Raw genomic sequence first — 24,371 nt, forward strand, 5'->3', positions numbered from 1 at the left:
GAAGTTTCTGAGAATTTTTATTCTTCTCACCAAAATGGTGCTCTTCAGCTGTTTGATTATTTTTGCGTGCATTATTTTTGTGCGAGCAGCTAAAGTTTCAGGAAAGAATTTCCTGTTTTTATCGTGTTTTGAAAGTGGGCACGGCAGTTGCATAGGCAGAAGAATTAGAAAAGAGGCTGGCTCTAAAGGATGCAGTTGCACCGGCCCAATGCTAGATACTAAAGAGGATGTCTGGGATGATCGGAAAAGAAACCCTGGTGGTTGTCGGTAACGGCATGGTAGGTCACCGCTTTCTGGAGAAACTGGTAGATGCTGGCGGTCTGAAACGCTTCGATGTGGTGGTATTTGGAGAAGAGATCCGTCCTGCCTATGACCGGGTTCATCTCAGTGAATTTTTCACAGGCCGCTCAGCGGATGACCTGTCTATGGTTTCTGAAGGCTTTTATGAGCAGGAAGGCATTAATCTTGTTCTAAATGAAGCTATCACATCAATAAATCGTGAGTCCTGTGAAGTAGTGACAGCCAGTGGCATGACTCAAAAGTACGATCAGCTGGTACTGGCGACAGGTTCCTATCCATTTGTTCCTCCCGTACCCGGGCATGACCGTAAAAACTGTTTTGTCTATCGTACCATCGAAGATCTGGAAGCGATTAAAGAAGCTGCCCGTAACAGTAAGATCGGTGCCGTTGTGGGTGGCGGTCTGTTGGGGCTTGAAGCAGCAAAAGCTCTGAAAGATCTTGGGCTTGAAACCCACGTGGTCGAATTTGCTCCCCGTCTGATGGCTGTTCAGGTGGATGATAGCGGTGGTGCCATGCTCAGACGCAAGATCGAGGGTCTGGGGGTCACGATTCATACCTCCAAAAATACCCGACAGATTGTTGATGGTGAAGGCGCTGTTCACCAGATGCAGTTCGCTGACGGCGAACAACTGAATACCGATATCGTACTGTTTTCAGCCGGTATTCGCCCAAGAGATGAGCTGGCGAAAGCTTCCGGACTGGAGTTGGGTGAGCGAGGCGGTATCGTTATAGATAACGACTGCCGTACATCTGATGAACGTATATTTGCCATTGGTGAGTGTGCACTCTGGAGTGGCCGTATCTTTGGTCTGGTGGCACCGGGCTACCAGATGGGGCAGGTGGTTGTAGATCAGTTGACGGGTAAGGACGGTAATCAGTTTACTGGTGCCGATATGAGCACCAAGCTGAAACTGATGGGTGTTGATGTTGCCAGTATTGGTGATGCCCATGGCAATACCGAAGGTTCCCTGAGCTACCAGCTGATTGATGAAGAGAAAGAAGTTTATAAAAAACTGGTGGTTTCCAGAAATAAGAAAAAGGTTCTGGGAGCTGTATTGATAGGCGATGCTGAAGAGTACGGCAGCCTGTTGCAGATGATGCTGAATGACATGCGTCCCCCGGAAAATCCTGCTGAACTCATTCTGCCTCAGACCGATGGTTCTGCAGCGACAGGTTTGGGCGTGGCTGCTCTGCCAGAAACGGCTCAAATCTGTTCCTGCTATGACGTCAGTAAAGGTGATCTGGTCAACGCGGTAGCCGGTGGCTGCATGGATATGGGGTCACTGAAAGCCGAAACCAGTGCCGGAACCGGCTGTGGTGGCTGTACGGCTCTGGTCAAACAGGTTCTGGATCATGAGCTGACGGAGTTGGGTGTTGAGGTCAAAAAAGATATCTGTGAGCACTTTCCACACTCCAGGCAGGAACTCTATCACCTGGTTCGTGTCGGTGAATTAAAGTCTTTCGACGAAGTTCTGGCAAAGCATGGCAAGGGGCGTGGCTGCGATATCTGTAAGCCTACCATTGGCTCTGTTCTGGCTTCCTGCTGGAACGAATATGTGTTGAAAGATCAGCATGCTCAACTGCAGGATACCAACGATTATTTTCTTGGAAACATGCAGAAAGACGGCACTTATTCCATTGTGCCAAGGGTTCCGGGCGGTGAAATTACGCCCGATAAACTGATCACCATTGGTGAAGTAGGACGGGACTTTAACCTCTACACAAAAATCACCGGTGGCCAGCGTATCGATCTTTTTGGTGCCCGTGTGGAACAGTTGCCAGAGATCTGGAAACGTCTTGTCGATGCCGGTTTTGAAACCGGTCATGCCTACGGTAAATCACTGCGTACCGTGAAATCCTGCGTCGGCAGTACCTGGTGTCGTTATGGGGTGCTGGACAGTGTCAGTATGGCGATTGCAGTTGAAAATCGTTACAGGGGCGTACGTTCTCCTCACAAAATCAAAATGGCTGTGTCCGGATGTACCCGTGAATGTGCTGAAGCCCAGAGTAAAGATGTGGGTGTTATTGCCACGGAAAAAGGCTGGAACCTCTACCTCTGCGGTAATGGTGGCATGAAGCCTCGTCATGCCGACCTGTTTGCCACCGAGCTGGATGATGAAACGCTGGTCAAATACATCGATCGTTTCCTGATGTTCTACATTCGCACTGCAGATCGTCTGCAGCGTACTTCTGTCTGGATGGAAAATCTGGAGGGTGGTCTCGATTACCTGCGCGAAGTGATTATTGAGGACAGCCTGGGTATCTGTCAGGAGCTTGAAGATGAGATGACCTACCTGGTGGGTACCTATCAATGTGAATGGAAAACCACCCTCTCAGATCCTGAGAAACTCAAACGTTTCAATCACTTTATTAACAGTGATGAAAGCGACACTAATGTGGTGTTTGTGAACGAGCGAGATCAGATTCGTCCGGCTACCCGTGACGAAAAAATTGCCCTTAAACAGCTGTAAACGAAGTGCCTATAGCGCTGAAAAACAGGAGACTTTAATCATGACTCAAGTGCTCACAGCCAGTACAGCCAATAAAGGTTGGACAACCGTTTGCAGTGAAAGTGATCTTATTCCTAACCTGGGTGTCTGTGCTCTGGTGGATGGTGTGCAGGTTGCGTTGTTTAAAGTAGACGACCAAGTCTATGCATTGGATAACTATGATCCATTCAGTCAGGCCAATGTTATCTCTCGTGGTCTGGTAGGTGATCTGGAAGGGCGTCTGGTAGTGGCATCGCCCATTTACAAGCAGCACTTTGATTTGACTACGGGTCAGTGTCTGGAAGATGAGAGCGTGGCGCTGAATGCTTATCCCGTAGAAGTGGTGGACCAGAGGGTTCAGGTCTCACTGGTATCGGTTTCCATTGAGGCAGCCTGATATGACAGCGGTATTCAAGGCGGCTGACGTTAGTCGTCAACCGCCATTGCAGCGGAAGCTGCTGGTGGTGGGAAATGGCATGGGCTCAGTCCGTTTTCTGGAAAAGCTGGTTGAGCAGAGCGGTCATCAATATCAGGTCACCGTCCTATCTGAAGAACCCTGTCCGGGCTACAACCGAATCCAGTTATCCAAGCTGTTGGCAGGCAGCGTCGATCTCCAGGGGATTCAGCTGCAGCCTGAGTCCTGGTATCAGGATCAGGATATCAATCTGTTATCGGGCTGTGACTATCGGGTCAGTGATCTCAATCTTGAGTTGAAGCGAGTCGAGACAGAGGGTGGTCAATGTTTTGATTACGATCATCTGGTCCTGGCGACGGGATCTCTACCCAATCGTATTCCCGTACCCGGGGCCGATCTGGAAGGCGTTATGGCTTTCAGGAATCTCGATGATGTTGAGCAGATGCTGACCGCTTCATCCGGTCCTGAGGCAAAGGCTGTGGTGATTGGTGGCGGACTTCTGGGGCTTGAATGTGCCAGTGGTCTTGCCAGACGGGGCATGAAAGTCACCGTGGTGGATACCATGTCCATTCCCATGGCCCGACAACTGGATGAAAAGGCCGGTAAGCTTTTGCAAGGAGCACTGGAAGAAAAGGGCATTGAGTTTCGTTGCAGTGCCATGCTCGATTCCTACACGGGCGAAAATGGCAAAGTGACTGGCGTGCAGCTGAAAGATGGCGAGTGCTTGCAGGCTTCACTGGTGGTCGTCACAGCAGGGGTTCGGCCCAATATAGAACTGATCAGGGAAACCGGGCTGGCGTGTGACAGAGGTATTCTGGTGAATGACAGAATGCAAACTTCTGACCCTTCAGTAACGGCAATTGGTGAGTGTGTTCAGTTGAATAGTGACCTGTTTGGTCTTGTGGCGCCGGTTTATGGGCACGCTCAAGTGGCCGTGCATCGCCTGTTGGGTACCTCGGGAGAGCGGTTTGAGCCGGTTCCGATTCCTACCAGCCTGAAAGTTGACGGTATTGATCTGTTTTCCAGTGGACAGTTTGTTGCGCAAGAGAGTGATGAAGAGATCATCATTGATGCTGCAGGGGTTGGCATCTACCGAAAACTGGTGATCCGTGATAACAAGTTGATGGGGGCTTTGCTCTTTGGAGATGCTTCCGATGGTCTCTGGTATCAGGAATTGATGGAAACAGGGCAGGATATTTCAGATATTCGCGACCGACTTGTTTTCGGCAAACGTTATCTGAATTCCTAGGAAACTATTAATAAAGGAAGTATGTCTATGTCTGGCAGCATCGATATCTGCAATAACCAGCAACAAGTCATCCATACGACGTGTGCCTATTGCGGTGTTGGCTGTGGTATCAAGGCGACGGTCACCAATAAAGATTTGCATCTTGTAGATATAGAAGGCCGCAAAGATCACCCCGCTAATTTCGGGCGCCTTTGTTCAAAAGGCAGCGCTCTTGGGGAAACGGTTTCTCTGGAAAATAGACTGCTAACGCCTTTTATAGGTGAACAGAGAGTCAGCTGGGATTCTGCTCTGGATGAAGTCGCTGAGCGACTGAAAGCCACAATAGAAGAGTACGGCCCTGAAGCGGTGGCTTTATACGGCTCTGGTCAATTACTGACAGAAGATTACTATGTGGCCAACAAACTAATGAAGGGTTTTATTGGTTCCAGCAATATGGACACCAACTCACGCCTCTGCATGGCTTCTACGGTAGCAGGTCAGAAGAGATCACTGGGTTCCGATACGGTTCCCGGCAGCTACGAAGATCTTGAATTGGCCGATATGATTGTTCTGGTCGGAGCCAATACGGCCTGGTGTCACCCGGTATTATTCCAGAGAATAAGAGCTGCAAAAGAGCAGCGTCCGGACATGAAGGTGGTTGTTATTGACCCCCGTGCCACTGACACCTGTGATATTGCAGACCTGCATCTTCCGCTGAAATCAGGCACGGACACCGCTCTCTTTAATAAGTTATTCAGTTATCTCGATAAGCACAATAAGCTGGATCAGTCGTACATTGATCAGCACACCCAAGGTTTTAATGAGGCTCTGAAAGCCGCCAGAAAAATAGGAAGCTTTTCAGAGGTCGCTGAACTTTGCGGGATTGAAAAACCTGCGCTCAAGCAATTTTGTGAGTGGTTTGCCGAGACCGATAAAGTCGTCACGGCCTGGTCTCAGGGTGTGAACCAGTCGGTTGCTGGCACCGATAAAGTCAATGCCATTATCAACTGTCACCTGATTACGGGTCGTATTGGTAAGCCGGGATATGGACCCTTGTCGCTTACAGGTCAGCCTAACGCAATGGGAGGGCGAGAGGTTGGAGGTCTGGCCAATCAGCTGGCTGCCCACATGGATTTTTCAAACACAGACGATGTAGATCGGGTCAGACGGTTTTGGAAGGCACCGAATATTGCCACTGTGCCGGGTAAAACAGCTGTCGATTTGTTTAATGCCATGGATAAGGGCGACATTAAGTTTGTCTGGATTATGGGCACCAATCCTGTAGTCAGTATGCCTGATGCCAATAAGGTTATCAGTGCGCTGAAAAAGTGTCCGACGGTTGTCGTGTCTGATTGTATTGGGAAAACAGACACCTCTGAGTTTGCCCATATTCGTCTGCCAGCGGCCGGCTGGAGTGAAAAGGATGGTACGGTCACAAACTCGGAGCGAAGAATTTCCAGACAAAGGGCCCTTTTTGATCTTTCCGGAGACTCTAAACCTGACTGGTGGATTATTTCAAAAGTGGCAGAGAAAATGGGTTTTGGTGACGCCTTTGATTATCAGAGGGCTGCTGATATTTTCCGCGAGCATGCGGCTCTTTCTGCTTTTGAAAATAATTCTGAGGGTCGTAGAAGAGATTTTAATATTGGTGCTCTGGCAGCTATCTCAGATGCAGAATACGAAGCGCTTGAGCCATTTCAGTGGCCACTGGTTTCAGGGCAGACGTCTCATCCACATACAAGATTGTTTGCTGAGGGTGGTTTCTTCACTGAAACAGGTCGTGCAACTATTGTTTCGACGAAGTTTGAGGTCTCCTACCATCAGCCCAATGCTGATTACCCGCTGTTGCTGAATACCGGCAGGGTTCGTGATCATTGGCACACTATGACACGCACCGCACTCTCTCCCAGGTTGAGTCAGCATATTGATGAGCCTTTCCTGGAAGTTCATCCTGCAGATGCTCAAAAATATGGGCTGGTTGATCAGGCATTGTGCCGATTGTCCACAGCCTTTGATTCCATTTTGATCAGAGTGGTTGTGACATCTACAGTAGGTAAGGGTAATGTTTTTATGCCCATGCACTGGACACGTCAGAACAGCAAGACCGGGCATTGTGGTGTGCTGGTGAAGCCTGCGGTAGACCCCTGGTCAAAACAACCGGGCTGTAAACACACCCCTGCAAGGATTGAGGCTGTATCTCTGAAACAACAGGCTGTGTTACTGAGTCGCAAAAAACAGGATTTTGAGCCATTTGATTATGCGACAGAGGTGAAATTCCAGCAGGGATTCCGATATGAGCTGGCAGGTCAGGGCATTGATTCTTCCATGCTGGAATCTATCGGCCCTGAGAGGGAAAGAATTGATTACACCGATCCGAAGACAGGCAGCGCCCGTAGCGCCTGGTTTGCTCTCGGCCAGCTACAGGCTCTTCTTGTTGTCGGCGAGTCATTGTCAGACTGTGATCGTGCATGGCTACAGGCTGCCTTTGAAAAAGAGGATATTCCTTTTTCGGAGCGCTGGCGTTTACTGGCAGGTATGCCACCTCAGGGAGAAGATACCGGCAAAGTAGTGTGTGCCTGTTTTGGTGTGGGGGAGAAAACCATTTGTCGTGCAATTGAAGAGGAAGGCTTCAGTGATCCTGCTCAGGTGGGCCTGTCTCTGAAAGCCGGAACAAACTGTGGCTCCTGTATTCCTGAGATTCGCAAATTGATCACCAGTGCGGCAGCACTGGCATAGACACACACTTCATTCATTCTGAGTTTTCGTCGAAGAGCGACCCGCACTTCGACAAGCTCAGCGTGAACAGTGTGAAGTAGAACCCTTAGCTGAACTAAATAATACCTGAGCCGATTTCACTTTCTTCTAATATCGGATACAGGTCGGCATCAGGCAATTGATAATGCCACCATTCGTTTTGTAAAGAGTCGAATCCAGCGACATTCATGGCACCTGCCAGTATTAACCGGTTTTTCTGTGCGAGCTCGGAAATCTGGTCATTGCCATGGTGAGCCAGAGGACGAAAGTCGTCAAACTCGGTACCCATTTCCAGTGTCCGCCCAAACCGATCAACCAGCGTGAGATCGATAGCTATTCCTCTGCAGTGGGTTCGCAAACCGGTTTTCGGGTGCGATACATATTCAGGGTCTGGTACACAGTTAAAGAGTTCTTGCTGGGCTTCCAGGGGGCGAAAGGCATCCCATATTTTTAATTTGAGCCCCATGGGTTGAAGAACTTCAATGACGTTTTGCAATTTGTTGGCGGCTTCTTCGTGCATCAGGCAGAGAGGTTTTTTATAAACCTGCTTACCGGTGAAGTTGTTCTCGGTGGCGTAGACTATCTCGAGAACAAGGTCGTGACTTTGCGGCGTGACTTCAACCAATGGATGCGAGTTCTTCATATGTTGATCTAACCTTCAGGCATTTTTAATTCAGGGTAAAGGTAATTATCGTCGACAGGTTCTTAAAGTTCTGGTTTTACAGGTTTTAACAGGTTGACAGCCAGAGCTGTTACCAGTGCGCCTGCGATAGTGGCCAGAATGTACCAGGAGCGACCGTCGACAACCGGTAGAACGATCCAGCCTCCCCAGGGAGCGTAGTTGATAACTTCGGCCATGAAACCTATAACATTGCCTGTAATACCTCCCAGAACAATGGCGGGTATGACCCGTATCGGGTCAGCAACAGCGAAGGGGATTGCCCCTTCTGATATACCTATCATACCCATGGCCAGAGCGGCCTTGCCAGCCTCTCGCTCTTCAGCAGTGTATTTGCCGGGTGACAGCAGAGTGGCCAGCCACATACCCAGTGGCGGGGTGCATATGGCGACGCCGACACCGCCCATAAGGTAGGGGTGGTTCTTTACCTGAGTCTGAGCAAACAGGGTAGCGACTTTATTGATTGGGCCGCCCATGTCAAAAGCGGTCATTCCTCCAAGAATGACCCCCAGTGAAACCTTCGATAATCCCTGAAGACTATGCAACCAATCGTTAAGGTGACTCATCATATTGGCGATGGGTTGTCCAATCACCCAAATCACCAGAGCGGAGGTCAGAAAAGTACCTGCCAGAGGGTAGACAAAGATGGTAGCAACAGGTTGCATGTTCGATGAGAAGGGGATTCTCTTGAGGGCATTGACGATATAGCCCGCGATAAGCCCGACAATCATAGCCCCCAGAAAACCGCATCCAAACTGAGCTGCCAGCCATGCTCCGATCATGCCAGGTGCCAGGCCGGGGCGGTTGGCAATAGACCAGGCTATGTAGCCTCCCAGAACCGGGATGAAGAGGGTAAAACCAGCGACTCCCATCTCCCACACATCTTTGAGAAAACCGGATTCGGGCGGGGCTCCCTTGCCATGAAACATAACAGACACCGATAGGAGCACTCCGCCAGCTACCACGAAGGGAATCATGTGGCTGGTGCCTGTCAGTAGATGGGATCTGAGCTTAATGAATTCTGCTTTCACGCTATTCATTAATATCACCCGTTTTAGTCATTGATGCCCTTTGAGGTGTCTGGGTAGAAGAATCTCCGGGGCAGGCCAACAGGCACAAGGGTCCCGGAGACTGGCTGCTTTTAATCCCGAATAAATTCCGTGAGAAGTGGCCAGGGAAGCCATATCTGAAACAGTTGAGCCTCATAGGGGTCTGTCCGGGCTTTAAATGTGAAAGCTGAAGTCTAGCAGCTCAGACGGATTGTCAAGTATGAAAGCGGGCTTCGCGTCTTCAAGAGTTTTACGGTTATGCCACCCCCAGCTGACTGCAACGGGAACAGCGCCAGCTTCTCGAGCTTCATGCAGGTCTCCTGAGGTGTCGCTAACGAAATAACAGGGCTGATCCGGGTGCTGTTTCATCACTGTTCGGATTTTGTCCGTTTTGATAAAGCTCTGTTCCATACCCATTATTCCCCTGAAACACCGGATATTCTGATTATTCAGGAAATGCTCTGCAGCTTGGGTAAAATTGGAGGTGATCAGGTACAGAGGGAAGTGTTGGCCAAGGTGCTGCAAGCTCTCATTGACATCAGGAATAGAGCGGCAGTTTTTCATGAACTCCAGGTGGGCAAGTCGTGCATGATTCATAAGAGCGTGTTGCACTTTGTCTCCGGCGACTTGCTGGCTTAGCTTTTTAAAAAAATTGCCTTCAAAAAGGGCGAGAACTTGCTCTTCTGTGGCCAGGTCTTCTGCGTCCAGTTTGATCAGAACTTCTGACCAGAAAGAGAAGAAGGGTTGCCAGGAGTCGGCAATCACGCCACCCATATCAAACAGAATCGGACAGGACATAACAGCTCCGGTGATAAGAGGGTGTTGCTCAATTGTTTGAGAATACTCCAATGCTACTTGTTTGTCGCAGACTGTCTCGATCGCAAACGGGTGTTGAGCATCTCGACGGCCATAGAAAAGGCCATGGCAAAGTAGATGTAGCCTTTTGGAATATGAAAGTCGAGACCTTCTCCCATAAGGGAGACTCCCACCAGAATCAAAAAGGAGAGCGCCAGCATTTTGAAGGTAGGATGATTGCTGACAAACTCTCCGATAGGGGCTGCAGCAAACATCATGATGCCTACCGAAATAACAATGGCGGTGATCATGACCCAGAGGTGTTCTGCCAGTCCCACTGCTGTAATGACTGAATCCAGGGAGAAAACAATATCGATGAGAGCAATCTGGATCAGGGTTATAACATACCCTCGTGGTTTAAGGTGAGATCCTTCATCTTCGCCGGGCTCAATAGAATCGTGAATCTCGTGAGTGGCTTTAATCAGCAGGAAGAGCCCGCCTCCGAGAAGAATCAGGTCGCGGCCGGATAGGGCATGATTGAACAGATGGAATAGAGGGGCAGTGAGACTCATGATCCAGGTAATGGAGAGCAGCAGGGCGATCCTTGTGAACATGGCCAGTAACAGCCCGAGTCTGCGGGCGCTGTTGCGTTGGTGTGCAGGCATTTTGTCGACAACGATCGTAATAAAAATGATGTTGTCGATGCCCAGAATAATCTCCAGAAGGGTCAGTGTTGCCAGAGCTATCCAGGGCTCCGGGGTCAGAAAAAGTTCAGTCATTGTTTCTATCGTATTCGCTCTATCGTATTAGCCGTTCTTGCCGGGATGCTCTTCCCTGAGCTACTCGTTAATAATATCGGTTAAAAATAGACGAGGCTGATAGCTGTGAAGAATGTTTTGACCCCCGGAAGTCTGAAAGGTTGTTCTGTCGGTGTTGTAAGCAATCAGCTCGAGGCGTTGTTTTTGGCCGCTTTCGAGAAAATGCTGGTCACGTCGCGAAGATGATGAAAGTGGGCAAAAAAGTCTGAGGCAGAAGGGAGGGCTGAAAGCCAATAAGACTTCGGCTTTCAGCAGGTAACGGGTATAGCAGTGATTAGCGATCGGAAACCGGGATAAAGTCTCTGGAAGTCTCGCCGGTGTATAGCTGACGCGGACGACCAATGCGGTATTCACCACTGATCATTTCATGCCAGTGAGCGATCCAGCCCGGAGTACGACCGGTTGCGAAGATTACTGTGAACATCTCTGTTGGAATGCCCAGGGCTTTCAGGATAATGCCGGAGTAAAAGTCTACGTTCGGGTACAACTTTTTCTCGACGAAGTATTCGTCTTCCAGGGCTATCTTTTCCAGGCGCTTGGCGATCTTGAACAGTGGATCGTCTTCCAGGCCCAGTTCACTCAGAACTTCGTCACAGGTCTGCTTCATAACCTTGGCACGTGGGTCAAAGTTTTTGTAGACTCGATGGCCAAAGCCCATCAGGCGGAAGGGATCATTCTTGTCCTTGGCGCGATCAATGAATTCATCGATGTGTTTCTCATCACCAATTTGGTTCAGCATCACCAGCACTGCTTCGTTGGCACCACCGTGAGCCGGTCCCCAGAGAGCTGCGATACCAGCAGCAATACAGGCGAATGGGTTGGCACCACTGGAGCCTGCCAGACGAACAGTCGAAGTTGATGCGTTCTGTTCGTGATCAGCATGCAGCAGGAAGATGCGGTCCATGGCGCGTGCCAGTACAGGATTAACCTCGTACTCTTCACAGGGAGTAGCAAACATCATGTGCAGGAAATTGCCGCCGTAACCCAGGTCATTGCGCGGGTAAACGAATGGCTGGCCGATGGAGTATTTGTAGGTCATGGCTGCCAGCGTAGGCATTTTGGAAATCAGGCGATAGGCGCAGATTTCACGGTGACGTTCGTTGGTGATGTCCAGTGAATCGTGATAGAAGGCAGAGAGAGCACCTACTACACCGCACATCACGGCCATGGGGTGAGCGTCACGACGGAAACCGGAGAATAGATCCACCATTTGTTCATGTATCATGGTATGACGCATGATGGTGTCTTCAAAATGCTTCTTCTCTTTGCTGTTAGGAAGTTCGCCATAAATCAGCAGGTAGCAGGTTTCCAGGTAGTCAGAGTGCTCAGCAAGCTGCTCAATCGGGTAGCCACGGTGCAGTAGCACACCCTTCTCACCATCTATGTAAGTGATCTTTGACTCGCAGGAAGCGGTAGATACAAAACCGGGGTCGTATGTGAACAGACCATTGGCAGTCAGGCTGCGAACATCAACAACATCTGGGCCCAGGGACCCCGTATGTACAGGAAGTTCCAGTTGTTTGCCGTCAATCGAGAGGGTTGCTTTCTTTTCAGCCATCATAGGCTCCTGTCTTGCCGTTTATTCTGTCGTTATCGTCTTCTCGGACCCATAATTATTATGCGTACAGAATAAGTTTTTTTGGTTGGGGCCCTTTACGGTTCGACCACTATAGGGCCAGAAATTTGTTTGTCAAACCTGTGTATCTGTGAAAAAGTCTGCGCAATAAGTTCAGAGGTCTATAGTAAATTTGCCTAGAGTGTTAATCAATTGTAATTGAAAACCGAACTGTTTATACTCCTCAGCCGAAGTCGTGGAGGACTTCATGAGGGGGGTGAGAAAAGAACGTTAACATGAATTAACGCGGCTTCTTAACCTGCATTCAGGGTAGCCTGTTCAGGCAAGCCTGATAAAAAGAGGGTATGAACCCGAGTGGGTCGTAGTCTCTGGATATTGTTGCTGATTCAGCTGTGCACGCCTCGGGCGTTGGGACAAAAAACGTGAATAGCAAAAGACCTGTCAATCTAGACATAACCACAATTAAACTACCTCTGCCAGCGTATACCTCGATCCTGCACAGGATTTCGGGAATATTGCTGTTTGTTGGGGTGGGTTTCCTGCTCTATGCACTGGATCTGTCGCTGTCTTCAGAGCAGTCCTTTGCCGAACTGAAAGCGCTCATGTCGGGTGGCCTGGTCAAATTTATTGTCTGGGTGTTGCTTTCCGGGCTGATCTACCACTTTGTTGCCGGTGTCAAGCATTTGTTAATGGATATCGGTATTGGTGAAGGTAAGGAGTCAGGTAAGGCTGGTGCGATCGTCACCGTTGTTTTATCAGCTGTACTGATTGTGCTCGCGGGGGTGTGGTTGTGGTAACAAATATTACCAACTTGTCCCGAAGTGGACTCTACGACTGGATGCTGCAGAGGTTGTCTGCCATCATTCTGGCTGCTTACACGTTGTTTTTAGGCGGCTATGTTCTTATAAATCCTGGTCTGGATTTTCAGCAATGGAACGGACTGTTCGAGCAGACCTGGATGAAGGTATTTACCTTGCTCGCCATTCTTTCCATTGCTGCCCACGCCTGGGTGGGTATGTGGACCATTGCCACTGACTACCTGAATGCTCGTGCACTTGGGAACAAGTCTGTTCTGATTCGTTTCCCCTTCCAGCTGATCTGTTTTGTAGCAGTATTCAGTTACATTGTCTGGGGCATTCAAATTCTCTGGGGGAATTGATCTATGACAGCTCTTCGCACACTGACTTACGACGCCATCGTAATCGGCGGCGGTGGCGCTGGCATGCGCGCTGCACTGCAACTGACTCAGGCCGGTATTAAAACGGCCTGTGTGACCAAAGTGTTTCCAACTCGCTCTCATACTGTATCTGCCCAGGGTGGTATTACCTGTGCTATTGCCAGTGCAGATCCTCAGGATGACTGGCGCTGGCATATGTTCGATACCGTAAAAGGTTCGGACTATATCGGTGACCAGGATGCAATCGAGTATATGTGTTCAGTAGGTCCCCAGGCTGTGTTTGAACTGGAGCATATGGGGTTGCCTTTTTCTCGTACTGAAGAAGGGCGTATCTACCAGCGACCATTCGGTGGTCAATCCAAAGAATTCGGTAAGGGTGGTCAGGCTGCTCGAACCTGTGCGGCTGCTGACCGCACAGGGCACGCTCTTCTGCATACTCTGTATCAGGCCAACCTGAAAGGTGGTACTACATTTCTGAACGAATGGTACGCCGTAGATCTGGTGAAGAATCAGAATGGTCAGGTGGCCGGTGTTATTGCGATTTGCATGGAAACAGGCGAAACCGTTTATGTTAAATCCAAAGCAACTGTTATGGCTACCGGCGGTGCTGGACGTATCTATGCTTCCACCACTAACGCCCTGATCAATACCGGTGACGGTATTGGTATGGCTCTGCGTGCTGGCTACCCAATGCAGGATATGGAAATGTGGCAGTTCCACCCAACCGGTATTCACGGTGCGGGGGTTCTGGTGACTGAGGGTTGTCGTGGTGAAGGTGGTTACCTGATCAACAGTGAAGGTGAGCGTTTTATGGAGCGTTATGCGCCCAATGCCAAAGATCTGGCTGGCCGTGATGTAGTAGCTCGCTCCATGATTCTCGAAATTCTGGAAGGACGTGGCTGTGGACCGGATAAGGACCACGTGCTGCTGAAACTTGATCATCTGGGTGAAGAAACTCTGAATCTGCGTCTGCCAGGTATCTGTGAACTGTCCAAGACCTTCGCTCATGCTGATCCGGTTAAAGTGCCTGTTCCGGTCGTTCCAACCTGTCACTATATGATGGGTGGTATTCCTACCAATGTGGGTGGGCAGGCTCTGTTTCCGGATGCTGAAGGTAACGATAAAGTTGTAGAAGGTCTCTATGCCTGCGGTGAAGCTGCATGTGTATCTGTTCACGGTGCTAACCGTCTGGGTGGTAACTCTCTCCTGGATCTGGTCGTGTTTGGTCGTGCAGCAGGTATCCAGATCGAGAAAAACCTGAGAGAGGGTTTCGATGGTGTTGATGCTTCTGACAGTGATGTTGAAGCGGCCATGTCCCGTCTGGATCGGCTGAACAAGTCCGGTAGCGGTGAAAAGGTTGCCGACGTCCGTAAGGATTTGCAAAACACTATGCAGCTCTACTTCGGTGTATTCCGTGAAGGCGATAGTATGCAGGAAGGTCTGAAGAAGCTGAATGAGTTGGGTGAGCGTCTGAAAAATACTCACCTCGAAGACAAGAGTCAGGCATTTAATACAGCCCGCATTGAAGCTCTTGAACTCGAGAATCTCTATGAAGTAGCTTATGCTACTGCGGTTTCTGCCGAAGAGCGTAAGGAGTCTCGTGGTGCTCATGCCCGGAACGACTTTACCGAGCGTGATGATGAAAACTGGTTGGCACATTCCGTGTATTTTCCGGCTGAAAAACGGGTCGGCAAGCGTCAGGTCAACTTTGCTCCTAAAACCATGGACGCTTTTCCACCGAAAGCCAGAACCTACTGAGGAGGAGGCAGGAATATGTTGGGTAGTTCATTAAGTGTCAGTGTCTATCGCTACAATCCGGAGACTGACTCCAAACCTTACATGAAAGACATTGAGGTGGATATTCCTGAAGGCAAAGACCTGATGGTGCTCGATGTATTAAACCTGATCAAGGAAAAAGACGAAACCTTAGTGTATCGTCGCTCCTGTCGTGAAGGTGTTTGCGGTTCCGATGGTATGAGCATTAATGGTACTAATGGTCTGGCTTGCGTAACATCTTTGTCGGAAGCCATGGGTAGCAAGAAGAAGTTGATTTTGCGTCCCTTGCCTGGACTGCCGGTCATCCGTGACTTGATCGTGGATATGAGTCTTTTCTATAAGCAGTACGAAAAGATCAAGCCCTTCTTGATCAATGAAGAGCCTGCACCGGCCATAGAGCGTCTGCAGAGTCCTGAAGATCGTGAGAAGCTGGATGGCCTGTATGAGTGTATTCTCTGTGCATGCTGCTCCACAGCCTGTCCATCTTTCTGGTGGAATCCCGACAAGTTTGTTGGTCCATCCGGCCTGCTGCAGGCCTATCGTTTTCTGGCTGACAGCCGTGATACTGCGACTCAGGAACGACTCGCGGAACTGGATGATCCGTTCAGCGTTTTCCGTTGCCGTGGTATCATGAACTGTGTGGCTGTGTGTCCAAAAGGCCTGAATCCAACCAAGGCAATTGGTCATATTAAACAGATGTTGTTTGATAGTGCATCCTGATCGGTTACTCTAAAAGGCGGCCTTAAGCGATTAAGCAGACAACAGGGGGGGCTCTTTTATTGCTGCACAAGAGACTCCCTGGAAGAGGAAGTTGTCGGAGAACTCGATTTTAGATCAATTTGAGGGTGGTCCGATTACATGAAATGTGCGAATGTTATGTGAGCGCACGTTTTTTCTATCAGCAGTATCTACACTGGTTTTCAAAACTAATTTTCAACATAAAGGGTCTGACGCTGACGCCAGAATTCTGGAGGAGCTGACGATCCAAAGAGAATTTCTGGCTATGGTCCCACTGTCGCACGAATTAAGTGGAACTGTAGTTTATTCTAAGCCTGACTGACTTCTGACTCTCCAAACCAATGAAGGGCAGGTCAGGCAGGTTTTATCAGCGGGACGGCCGGTCAATCACCGGTCTATCTGTGGAGTTTGAATAAGCGGGGGAGGCGAAAGCCCCGGTTTTCAGCGCTCTGCCTGTCAGGACAACAGACAGGCAGACCACAGTGCGACTCTCATGATTAGACAGCCCTTCATTCACGGGGTAGTGATGATGCAAGAAGGTGTGATGCAGCAAATGTGGGATACCTCACATATATCCGGGGGGAATGCTGCATACGTCGAAGAACTTTACGAACAATTCCTTCGCGATCCGAATTCGGTCTCTGAGGAGTGGCGTGATTATTTTGAAAAACTTCCTCAGGTCAATGGTGGTGGTCCGGATGTACCTCACTCCACCATCCAGGAAAATTTTGTCCTGATGGCGCGTCAGCGTCAGAGCACCCGCCCAATCCAAGCCGGCACCATTTCCAGCGATCATGAGCGCAAGCAGATTCAGGTGTTGCGTTTGATCAGTGCCTTCCGAATCCGGGGGCATCAGCAGGCCAGAATAGACCCATTGGGTTGTATGCAGCGTGAACAGTTTCCCGATCTGAGCCTTGAGTATCACGGGCTGAGCGAAGCAGATCTGGATACTGAATTTCAGACCAGTACCATTTTTATCGGTAAAGAGCGGGCAACGCTGCGCGAGATTATCGACTCTCTCATGGCCACCTACTGCGGCTCCATTGGTGTTGAATACATGCACATTGTCAACACTGAAGAACGTCGCTGGTTCCAAAGCCGCATGGAAAGTGTTCGAGGTCGTCCGGATTTGGGCCTTGAAGGTCGGCAGCATCTGCTGGAACGCCTGACTGCGGCAGAAGGTCTGGAAAAATACCTGGGAACCAAGTACCCGGGCACCAAACGTTTTGGTTTGGAAGGAGGGGAATCATTGATTCCCATGCTGGACGAAATTATCCAGCGCTCCGGTTCTTACGGCGCCAAGGAAATCGTGATCGGCATGGCCCACCGTGGTCGACTCAACGTATTGGTTAATATTCTCGGAAAGAACCCTTCTGAACTGTTTGACGAGTTCGAGGGTAAGAAAATGGCCGATACCGGCTCTGGTGACGTGAAGTATCACCAGGGCTTTTCCTCCAACGTCATGACACCGGGTGGTGAAGTTCACCTGGCACTGGCATTCAACCCTTCTCATCTGGAAATAGTGTCCCCTGTAGTAGAGGGCTCTGTGCGTGCTCGTCAGGATCGTCGTAACGATTCTGCCCGTGGTCAGGTTATACCGATTGCCATTCACGGTGATGCCGCATTTGCTGGTCAGGGGGTAGTCATGGAAACCCTGCAGATGTCCCAGACCCGTGCTTATAAGACCGGTGGTACTCTGCATATTATCGTCAACAACCAGGTGGGTTTTACAACCAGTAAACAGGAAGATGCCCGTTCTACAGAGTACTGTACGGATGTAGCCAAGATTGTCGGTGCTCCTATCCTTCATGTGAATGGTGATGATCCTGAAGCCGTCCACTTTGCGACCAAAATGGCGCTGGATTACCGAATGGAATTCAAGCGCGATGTTGTTATTGACATGGTCTGCTACCGTCGCCGTGGCCACAATGAAGCCGATGAACCTTCCGGTACCCAGCCACTGATGTATCAGATTATCAAGAATCACAAGACTACCCGTGATCTGTATGCAGAGAGACTGATGGAAGCAGGCATCATGGATGCAGAGAAGGACAAGGCGCTGGTAGACAGCTACCGTAATGCTTTGGACAACGGTGGTCATGTTGTTAAGTCGCTGGTAAAAGAACCCAACAAAGAACTGTTTGTTGATTGGGCTCCTTATCTTGGACATGAATGGACTGCGCGTCACGATACCCGCGTAGCTCTGGCTACTCTGCAGGGACTGGGGCAGAAGCTGTGCAAGGTGCCTGAAGGTTTTGTTGTTCAGCGTCAGGTCAGCAAGATTATAGATGATCGACTGAAAATGGCTGCGGGAGCACAATCCATCAACTGGGGTGCAGCTGAAACATTGGCATACGGTACCCTGATTATGGAAGGTCATCCGGTACGTATTACCGGTCAGGATGTTGGTCGAGGCACTTTCTCTCACCGTCATGCGGTGCTGCACAATCAGAAAGACGGTTCTACCTATGTACCACTGGCCAATATTTCCGAAAAACAGCCTGACTTCCAGATCTGGGACTCTTTGCTCTCGGAAGAGGCTGTGCTGGCTTTCGAATATGGTTATGCGACTACGACACCGGGCGCACTGGTTATCTGGGAAGCCCAGTTTGGTGACTTTGCTAACGGCTGTCAGGTAGTTATTGACCAGTTTATTACCAGTGGTGAGCACAAGTGGGGGCGTCTCTGTGGCCTGACCATGCTGTTGCCTCACGGTTATGAAGGTCAGGGCCCGGAGCACTCTTCAGCCCGTCTTGAGCGTTATCTGCAACTGTGTGCAGAGCACAATATCCAGGTGTGTGTGCCAACCACTCCGGCTCAGGTGTTTCACATGCTGCGTCGTCAGGTGTTGCGTCCGCTGCGAAAGCCATTAATAGCTTTTACTCCCAAGAGCCTGCTTAGGCACAAGCTGGCAGTTTCCACGTTGGAAGAGCTGGCTGAAGGCAGCTTCCAGACCATCATTCCAGAGGTTGATGTGCATGAAGCAGCGGAAATTACCCGTCTTGTCATGTGCAGCGGTAAGGTCTATTACGATCTGCTTGAGTATAAGCGTGCAAATGAACTGAAAAATTCAGCCATCATTCGTATCGAGCAGCTGTATCCTTTTCCTCAGGATGACCTTGATGAGGTGATTGCGCACTATCCAAACCTGAAGGATGTTGTCTGGTGCCAGGAAGAGCCGATGAACCAGGGCGCCTGGTATTGCAGCCAGCATCATATGCGCCGTGCTCTCGATAATCACTCTAACAACCTGCGTCTGGCCTATTCAGGTCGTGATGCTTCAGCGGCACCAGCATGTGGTTATATGTCCAAGCATGTAGAAGAGCAAGAAAAGCTGGTAGAAGACGCTTTTAACGTTTAATTGATGATGCCCCGGTAGCTCCGGGGCGATCGGTCGCAACCCCGAAAGGATCCATAATGGCCACTGAAATAAAAGCACCAACGTTTCCGGAATCTGTCGCTGACGGTGTGGTTGCCACTTGGCACAAGAAGCCTGGAGAAGCTTGCTCTCGTGATGAGCTGCTGGTCGATATAGAGACCGATAAGGTAGTACTGGAAGTTGTTGCTCCAGCGGATGGCGTGCTGAAAGAGATTCTCAAGAATGAAGACGAGACGGTCCTGAGCGAAGAGGTTATTGCCGTTTTTGAAGCCGGTGCAGCATCCACAGCCTCCGTTCCAGCAGCTGAATCAGCGTCGGCAACCAGTGAAGTGTCACCTAGTACGGAAGAGCCAGTATTGAGCCCCGCTGCTCGTAAGATCGCTAATGAAAAAGGCATTGACCCAACGACTATTTCTGGCACTGGCAGGGGCGGTCGTGTCACCAAGGAAGATGTCGTTCGTCATGCAGAGCAGCGGCCAGCTCAGGTAGCTGCTCCTGCTCCAACAGTCCATGCTTCTTCTGCGCCTGTGGTAGAAGCTACAACACCGGTATTTGCTGGCGAGCGCACGGAAAAACGTGTACCAATGACACGTCTGCGTGCTAGAGTTGCCCAGCGTCTGGTAGAAGCACAGCAGACAGCCGCCATGCTGACCACCTTCAATGAGGTCAATATGAAGCCGGTTATGGAACTGAGAGCCCGTTATAAAGATCAGTTCGAGAAGCGGCACGGTGTTCGTCTCGGGTTCATGTCCTTCTTTGTCAAAGCCTGTGCTGAAGCCCTGCGTCGTTATCCTGCAGTTAATGCCTCCATTGATGGTAATGATATCGTTTACCACGGCTATCAGGATATTGGCGTTGCTGTCTCCAGCGATCGTGGTCTGGTAGTACCTATTCTGCGTAATGCTGAAAACATGAGCCTCGCCGACGTCGAGGCCAAAATCCGTGAATACGGTAAAAAAGCCCAGGGTGGCAAACTGGATATTGAGGACATGACCGGTGGAACCTTTACTATTTCCAACGGCGGTGTGTTTGGTTCGCTCTTGTCTACACCGATTCTGAATCCACCTCAGTCCGCTATTCTGGGTATGCACAAAATTCAGGAGCGCCCCATGGCCGTCAACGGTCAGGTGGAGATTCTGCCCATGATGAATCTGGCTTTGTCCTATGACCACAGGTTGCTGGATGGCAAGGAAGCAGTCACTTTCCTCGTTACCATCAAGGAGCTGTTGGAAGATCCAGCCAGAATCCTGTTGGAATTGTAAGTTTTTATGGGTTATGCGGCGGCTCACAAGGCCGCCATTCTCATTTTCTTGGAATAGAAGATATGGCGAATCAGTTTGACGTTGTTGTCATCGGAGCAGGTCCTGCGGGTTACGTTTGTGCAATTCGTGCAGCGCAGCTGGGCCTTAAGACTGCTTGTATTGAAAAGTGGACTGATGACAAAGGAAAAACAGCTCTGGGCGGAACCTGTCTGAACGTAGGTTGCATTCCCTCCAAGGCGCTGCTGGACAGTTCTCATAAATTTGTTGAAGCTCAAAAAGACTTCAAGCTGCACGGTATCAATCACTCTGGTGTGGAAATGGACGTGCCGCAAATGATCGCCCGCAAGAGCAAGATCGTTAAAACCCTCACTACCGGCGTCGGTGGTCTGTTTAAAGCAAATGGTGTAACTCTGCTGGAAGGTGCTGGTAAAGTTCTGGCGAACAAGCAGGTTGAGCTGACCAAGGCTGATGGCACTGTTGAAGTTTATGAAGCGGGTAATGTTGTTATTGCTACTGGCTCCCGTCCGGTAGAAATTCCCCCTGCACCGACTGATGGTGATTTGATTGTTGATTCCACCGGAGCCCTCGAATTCCAGGAAATACCCAAACGACTGGGGGTCATTGGTGCTGGTGTTATCGGCCTCGAGCTGGGTAGCGTTTGGGGTCGTCTTGGCTCTGAAGTCATTGTTCTGGAAGCCATGGATCGTTTCCTGGCAGCTGCCGACGAGCAGATCTCCAAAGAATCCATGAAAATCTTCAAGAAGCAGGGACTGGATATCTGCTTGGGTGCCCGTGTCACTGGATCTGAAATCAAGGATAAAGAAGTACACGTTACCTATGCGGATTCTGATGGCAATGAACAGGTTGTTGTATTCGACAAACTGATTGTTGCTGTAGGCCGTCGTCCATACACAGAGAGCCTGCTGGCTGCAGACTGTGGTGTGAACCTGGATGAGCGTGGCTTTATTTTTGTCGATGATCACTGTGCTACTGACGTACCCGGTGTATACGCCGTTGGTGATGTGGTTCGCGGTCCAATGTTGGCGCACAAGGGCAGTGAAGAAGGCATTATGGTTGCTGAAATCATCGCTGGTCAGAAAGGCCATATGAACTACGATTTAATTCCTTCTGTGATCTATACCCATCCTGAAATTGCATGGGTTGGCAAGACCGAGCAGGAACTGAAAGCCGAAGGTGTTGATTACAAAGTAGGCACTTTCCCATTTGTAGCCAGTGGTCGTGCGCTGGCTGCTAATGATACGGAAGGTATGGTTAAGGTAATTGCTGACAAGGCAACTGATCGTGTTCTGGGTGTGCACGTAGTAGGCCCAAGTGCTGCTGAATTGGTTCAGCAGGGAGTTATTGCCATGGAGTTTGCTGCCAGCACTGAAGATCTGGCTCTGACTATCTTCTCTCACCCAACACTGAGTGAAGCTTTGCACGAAGCAGTTCTGGCTGTAGACGGTCATGCGATTCATATTCCTAATCGTAAACGTCGCTAGCTGAGCTTACGGGAATCATTTACTGATGTGTGTAAGACCTACTTGTATCAGTAAGCTTTCTCAATGGATAAACTGATTCGAAGAAGTGTCAGAGGGAATCTTAGCCTGTAGGACTTGAGACAATTTCATATCGAAAGTACAAGTTAGACAGGCGTCAGGACCCAAAGTTTAATTTCGATGCCTGAAGAGTTGGGGTCGAAACAAAGAAACCTTTTTATCCACGGATGTGGATAGGAATTTGATTAAAACAACAATGGTATTGTCAGTATGAATCTCCATGAATATCAGGGTAAGCAGCTATTTGCTGAGTATGGCCTGCCGGTATCCAAGGGTATTGCCTGCGATACACCGGAAGAAGCAGCTGCAGCCGCAGACCAAATTGGCGGAAATCAGTGGGTTGTTAAAGCACAGGTTCATGCAGGTGGACGCGGTAAGGCTGGGGGCGTAAAGCTGGTCAGCTCCAAGGACCAAATTCGTGAATTTGCCGAGAAGTGGCTGGGTAATAATCTGGTCACTTACCAGACAGACGAAAATGGTCAGCCAGTTAGCAAGATTCTGGTAGAAAGTTGCACCGACATCGCTCAGGAACTTTACCTGGGTGCTGTTGTAGACCGTTCTACCCGCCGGATCGTTTTTATGGCCTCCACCGAAGGTGGCGTTGAAATCGAGAAGGTGGCAGAAGAAACGCCAGAAAAGATTCTGAAGGCAACTATTGACCCTCTGGTCGGTGCTCAGCCCTATCAGGGTCGTGAACTGGCTTTCAAACTGGGTCTGAACGCTACACAGGTTAAGCAGTTTACCAAGATCTTCCTGGGTCTGGCGAAACTGTTCCAGGATCTGGATTTGGCTCTGCTGGAAGTCAATCCATTGGTTATCACTGAAGCCGGCGATCTGCACTGTCTGGATGCCAAGCTGAACATTGATAGCAACGCCCTTTACCGTCAGCCTCGTCTGAAGACCATGCACGATCCTTCTCAGGAAGACGCACGTGAAGCCCACGCTGCTCAGTGGGAACTCAACTACGTAGCTCTGGATGGTAACATCGGCTGCATGGTAAACGGCGCTGGTCTGGCTATGGGTACCATGGACATCGTTAAGCTGTCCGGTGGTGCTCCCGCAAACTTCCTGGACGTGGGCGGCGGTGCTACCAAAGAACGTGTCAGTGAAGCTTTCAAGATTATTCTGTCTGACGATAGTGTTAAAGCTGTACTGGTTAACATCTTCGGCGGCATCGTTCGCTGTGACCTGATTGCTGACGGCATCATCGGTGCAGTGAAAGAAGTCGGTGTTGAAGTACCTGTTGTTGTGCGTCTGGAAGGCAACAACGCTGAGCTTGGTGCTCAGAAACTGGCTGAAAGTGGACTCGATATTATCGCTGCAAGCAGTCTCTCCGACGCTGCAGACCAGGTAGTAAAAGCAGCGGAGGGTAAATAAGAATGAGTGTCCTGATTAATAAAGAGACCAAGGTGATCTGCCAGGGCTTTACTGGCTCTCAGGGAACTTTCCACTCCGAACAGGCGATTGCTTATGGTACTCGTATGGTCGGTGGAGTTACTCCAGGTAAGGGGGGGCAGGAGCATCTGGGTCTACCTGTATTCAACACGGTTGCCGAGGCAGTGGCTACAACCGGCGCTGAAGCCTCTGTAATCTACGTGCCTGCCGCTTTCTGTAAGGATTCCATCCTCGAAGCTGCCAATGCCGGTATTAAGCTGATTGTCTGCATTACTGAAGGTATTCCAACTCTGGATATGTTGGACTGCAAGGTTCGCTGCGACGAGCTGGGTGTTACTCTGATTGGTCCCAACTGCCCGGGTGTTATCACTCCGGGTGAGTGTAAGATCGGCATTATGCCAGGACACATTCATAAACCAGGCAAAGTTGGTATCGTTTCCCGTTCCGGGACCCTCACTTATGAAGCGGTTAAGCAGACCACTGACTTTGGTTTTGGTCAGTCCACCTGTGTCGGTATCGGTGGTGACCCGATTCCTGGCTCTAACTTCATCGACATTCTGAAGCTGTTTCAAGAAGATCCACAGACTGAAGCGATCGTTATGATCGGCGAAATCGGTGGTACAGCTGAAGAAGAAGCGGCTGCTTACATCAAAGAAAATGTAACCAAGCCAGTTGTTTCCTACATTGCCGGTGTTACTGCACCTCCGGGTAAGCGTATGGGTCATGCGGGTGCAATTATTTCTGGTGGTAAAGGGACTGCTGACGAGAAGTTTGCTGCTCTGGAAGAAGCCGGTGTAAAAACCGTTCGCTCTCTGGCAGAAATCGGTCAAGCTCTGAAAGAGAAAACAGGTTGGTAAGAGTCCGATCAAATTAGCTTTGGCTCATTATACGGCTCATCTCAGAGGAGATGGGCCCACTTTTATGAGTTCCTGAGTGACTAATCTCTTTCCTGTTTACCTACATGCTATCCGGGTTTCGGAAT

The 24,371-nt window shown here is 49.9% G+C and carries 18 protein-coding genes; 13 read left to right on the forward strand and 5 right to left on the reverse strand.

The genetic code is table 11. The features are described from left to right. Positions 1 to 236 precede the first annotated feature (236 nt). From nirB to ACOMHB_RS10885, 4 genes are read left to right on the forward strand one after another with little or no spacing between them, the layout of a single operon-like run. Entirely contained in the window at positions 237 to 2,771 is a 2,535-nt protein-coding gene (nirB, locus tag ACOMHB_RS10870; protein WP_448216635.1) for a nitrite reductase large subunit NirB, read from the forward strand. A gap of 40 nt (positions 2,772 to 2,811) precedes the next feature. Continuing rightward, complete coding sequence (nirD, locus tag ACOMHB_RS10875) at positions 2,812 to 3,186, forward strand: nitrite reductase small subunit NirD (RefSeq protein ID WP_422133291.1); 375 nt, start codon at positions 2,812 to 2,814, stop codon at positions 3,184 to 3,186. A gap of 1 nt (position 3,187) precedes the next feature. Then, a complete protein-coding gene (locus tag ACOMHB_RS10880) occupies positions 3,188 to 4,453 on the forward strand; it encodes an NAD(P)/FAD-dependent oxidoreductase (protein WP_448216636.1) in 1,266 nt (421 codons plus the stop codon). A 27-nt stretch (positions 4,454 to 4,480) separates the two neighbouring features. Next, on the forward strand, positions 4,481 to 7,168 hold the full coding sequence (locus tag ACOMHB_RS10885; RefSeq protein ID WP_448216637.1) for a molybdopterin-dependent oxidoreductase: 2,688 nt from the start codon (positions 4,481 to 4,483) through the stop codon (positions 7,166 to 7,168). A gap of 94 nt (positions 7,169 to 7,262) precedes the next feature. Here the strand turns inward: ACOMHB_RS10885 and ddpX are convergent, their stop codons facing one another. The 5 genes from ddpX to gltA all read right to left on the reverse strand — a co-directional run bounded on the left by ddpX (position 7,263) and on the right by gltA (position 12,085). After that, complete coding sequence (gene ddpX / locus ACOMHB_RS10890) at positions 7,263 to 7,829, reverse strand: D-alanyl-D-alanine dipeptidase (RefSeq protein WP_422133294.1); 567 nt, start codon at positions 7,827 to 7,829, stop codon at positions 7,263 to 7,265. A gap of 62 nt (positions 7,830 to 7,891) precedes the next feature. Beyond that, on the reverse strand, positions 7,892 to 8,905 hold the full coding sequence (locus ACOMHB_RS10895; RefSeq protein ID WP_448216638.1) for a PTS fructose transporter subunit EIIC: 1,014 nt from the start codon (positions 8,903 to 8,905) through the stop codon (positions 7,892 to 7,894). Positions 8,906 to 9,088: 183 nt separating this feature from the next. Continuing rightward, entirely contained in the window at positions 9,089 to 9,712 is a 624-nt protein-coding gene (locus tag ACOMHB_RS10900) for an HAD family hydrolase (RefSeq protein WP_448216639.1), read from the reverse strand. Between the two features lie 53 nt (positions 9,713 to 9,765). Further along, entirely contained in the window at positions 9,766 to 10,488 is a 723-nt protein-coding gene (locus ACOMHB_RS10905) for a TerC family protein (RefSeq protein ID WP_422133297.1), read from the reverse strand. A gap of 313 nt (positions 10,489 to 10,801) precedes the next feature. Further along, positions 10,802 to 12,085 (reverse strand): citrate synthase, encoded by a 1,284-nt coding sequence (gltA, locus tag ACOMHB_RS10910; protein ID WP_422137092.1) that lies wholly within the window; start codon positions 12,083 to 12,085, stop codon positions 10,802 to 10,804. 440 nt (positions 12,086 to 12,525) lie between these two features. Between gltA and sdhC the strand changes: the two genes are divergently transcribed. The 9 genes from sdhC (at position 12,526) to sucD (ending at position 24,246) form a co-directional block, all read left to right on the forward strand. Continuing rightward, positions 12,526 to 12,900, forward strand: a complete 375-nt coding sequence (sdhC, locus tag ACOMHB_RS10915) for a succinate dehydrogenase, cytochrome b556 subunit (protein WP_448216640.1) — start codon at positions 12,526 to 12,528, stop codon at positions 12,898 to 12,900. Next, on the forward strand, positions 12,894 to 13,262 hold the full coding sequence (sdhD, locus tag ACOMHB_RS10920; protein ID WP_422133299.1) for a succinate dehydrogenase, hydrophobic membrane anchor protein: 369 nt from the start codon (positions 12,894 to 12,896) through the stop codon (positions 13,260 to 13,262). Before sdhC ends, sdhD begins: the two co-directional genes overlap by 7 nt. Positions 13,263 to 13,265: 3 nt before the next feature. Next, complete coding sequence (gene sdhA, locus ACOMHB_RS10925; protein WP_422133300.1) at positions 13,266 to 15,038, forward strand: succinate dehydrogenase flavoprotein subunit; 1,773 nt, start codon at positions 13,266 to 13,268, stop codon at positions 15,036 to 15,038. A gap of 15 nt (positions 15,039 to 15,053) precedes the next feature. Further along, positions 15,054 to 15,776 carry a succinate dehydrogenase iron-sulfur subunit gene (locus tag ACOMHB_RS10930; RefSeq protein ID WP_422133301.1) on the forward strand — a complete coding sequence of 241 codons (723 nt, stop codon included), beginning with the start codon at positions 15,054 to 15,056 and terminating at the stop codon, positions 15,774 to 15,776. Between the two features lie 547 nt (positions 15,777 to 16,323). Continuing rightward, complete coding sequence (locus ACOMHB_RS10935) at positions 16,324 to 19,155, forward strand: 2-oxoglutarate dehydrogenase E1 component (protein ID WP_448218630.1); 2,832 nt, start codon at positions 16,324 to 16,326, stop codon at positions 19,153 to 19,155. A 56-nt stretch (positions 19,156 to 19,211) separates the two neighbouring features. Next, positions 19,212 to 20,435 (forward strand): 2-oxoglutarate dehydrogenase complex dihydrolipoyllysine-residue succinyltransferase, encoded by a 1,224-nt coding sequence (odhB, locus tag ACOMHB_RS10940; RefSeq protein WP_422137654.1) that lies wholly within the window; start codon positions 19,212 to 19,214, stop codon positions 20,433 to 20,435. A gap of 62 nt (positions 20,436 to 20,497) precedes the next feature. Then, on the forward strand, positions 20,498 to 21,937 hold the full coding sequence (gene lpdA, locus ACOMHB_RS10945) for a dihydrolipoyl dehydrogenase (RefSeq protein WP_448216641.1): 1,440 nt from the start codon (positions 20,498 to 20,500) through the stop codon (positions 21,935 to 21,937). Positions 21,938 to 22,204: 267 nt separating this feature from the next. Continuing rightward, the gene (gene sucC, locus ACOMHB_RS10950) at positions 22,205 to 23,371 is read left to right on the forward strand and encodes an ADP-forming succinate--CoA ligase subunit beta (RefSeq protein ID WP_448216642.1); all 1,167 of its coding nucleotides are present in this window, start codon (positions 22,205 to 22,207) and stop codon (positions 23,369 to 23,371) included. A gap of 2 nt (positions 23,372 to 23,373) precedes the next feature. Next, entirely contained in the window at positions 23,374 to 24,246 is an 873-nt protein-coding gene (sucD, locus tag ACOMHB_RS10955; RefSeq protein WP_448216643.1) for a succinate--CoA ligase subunit alpha, read from the forward strand. Positions 24,247 to 24,371: the final 125 nt, after the last annotated feature.

Source organism: Endozoicomonas sp. 2B-B, from assembly GCF_053470045.1.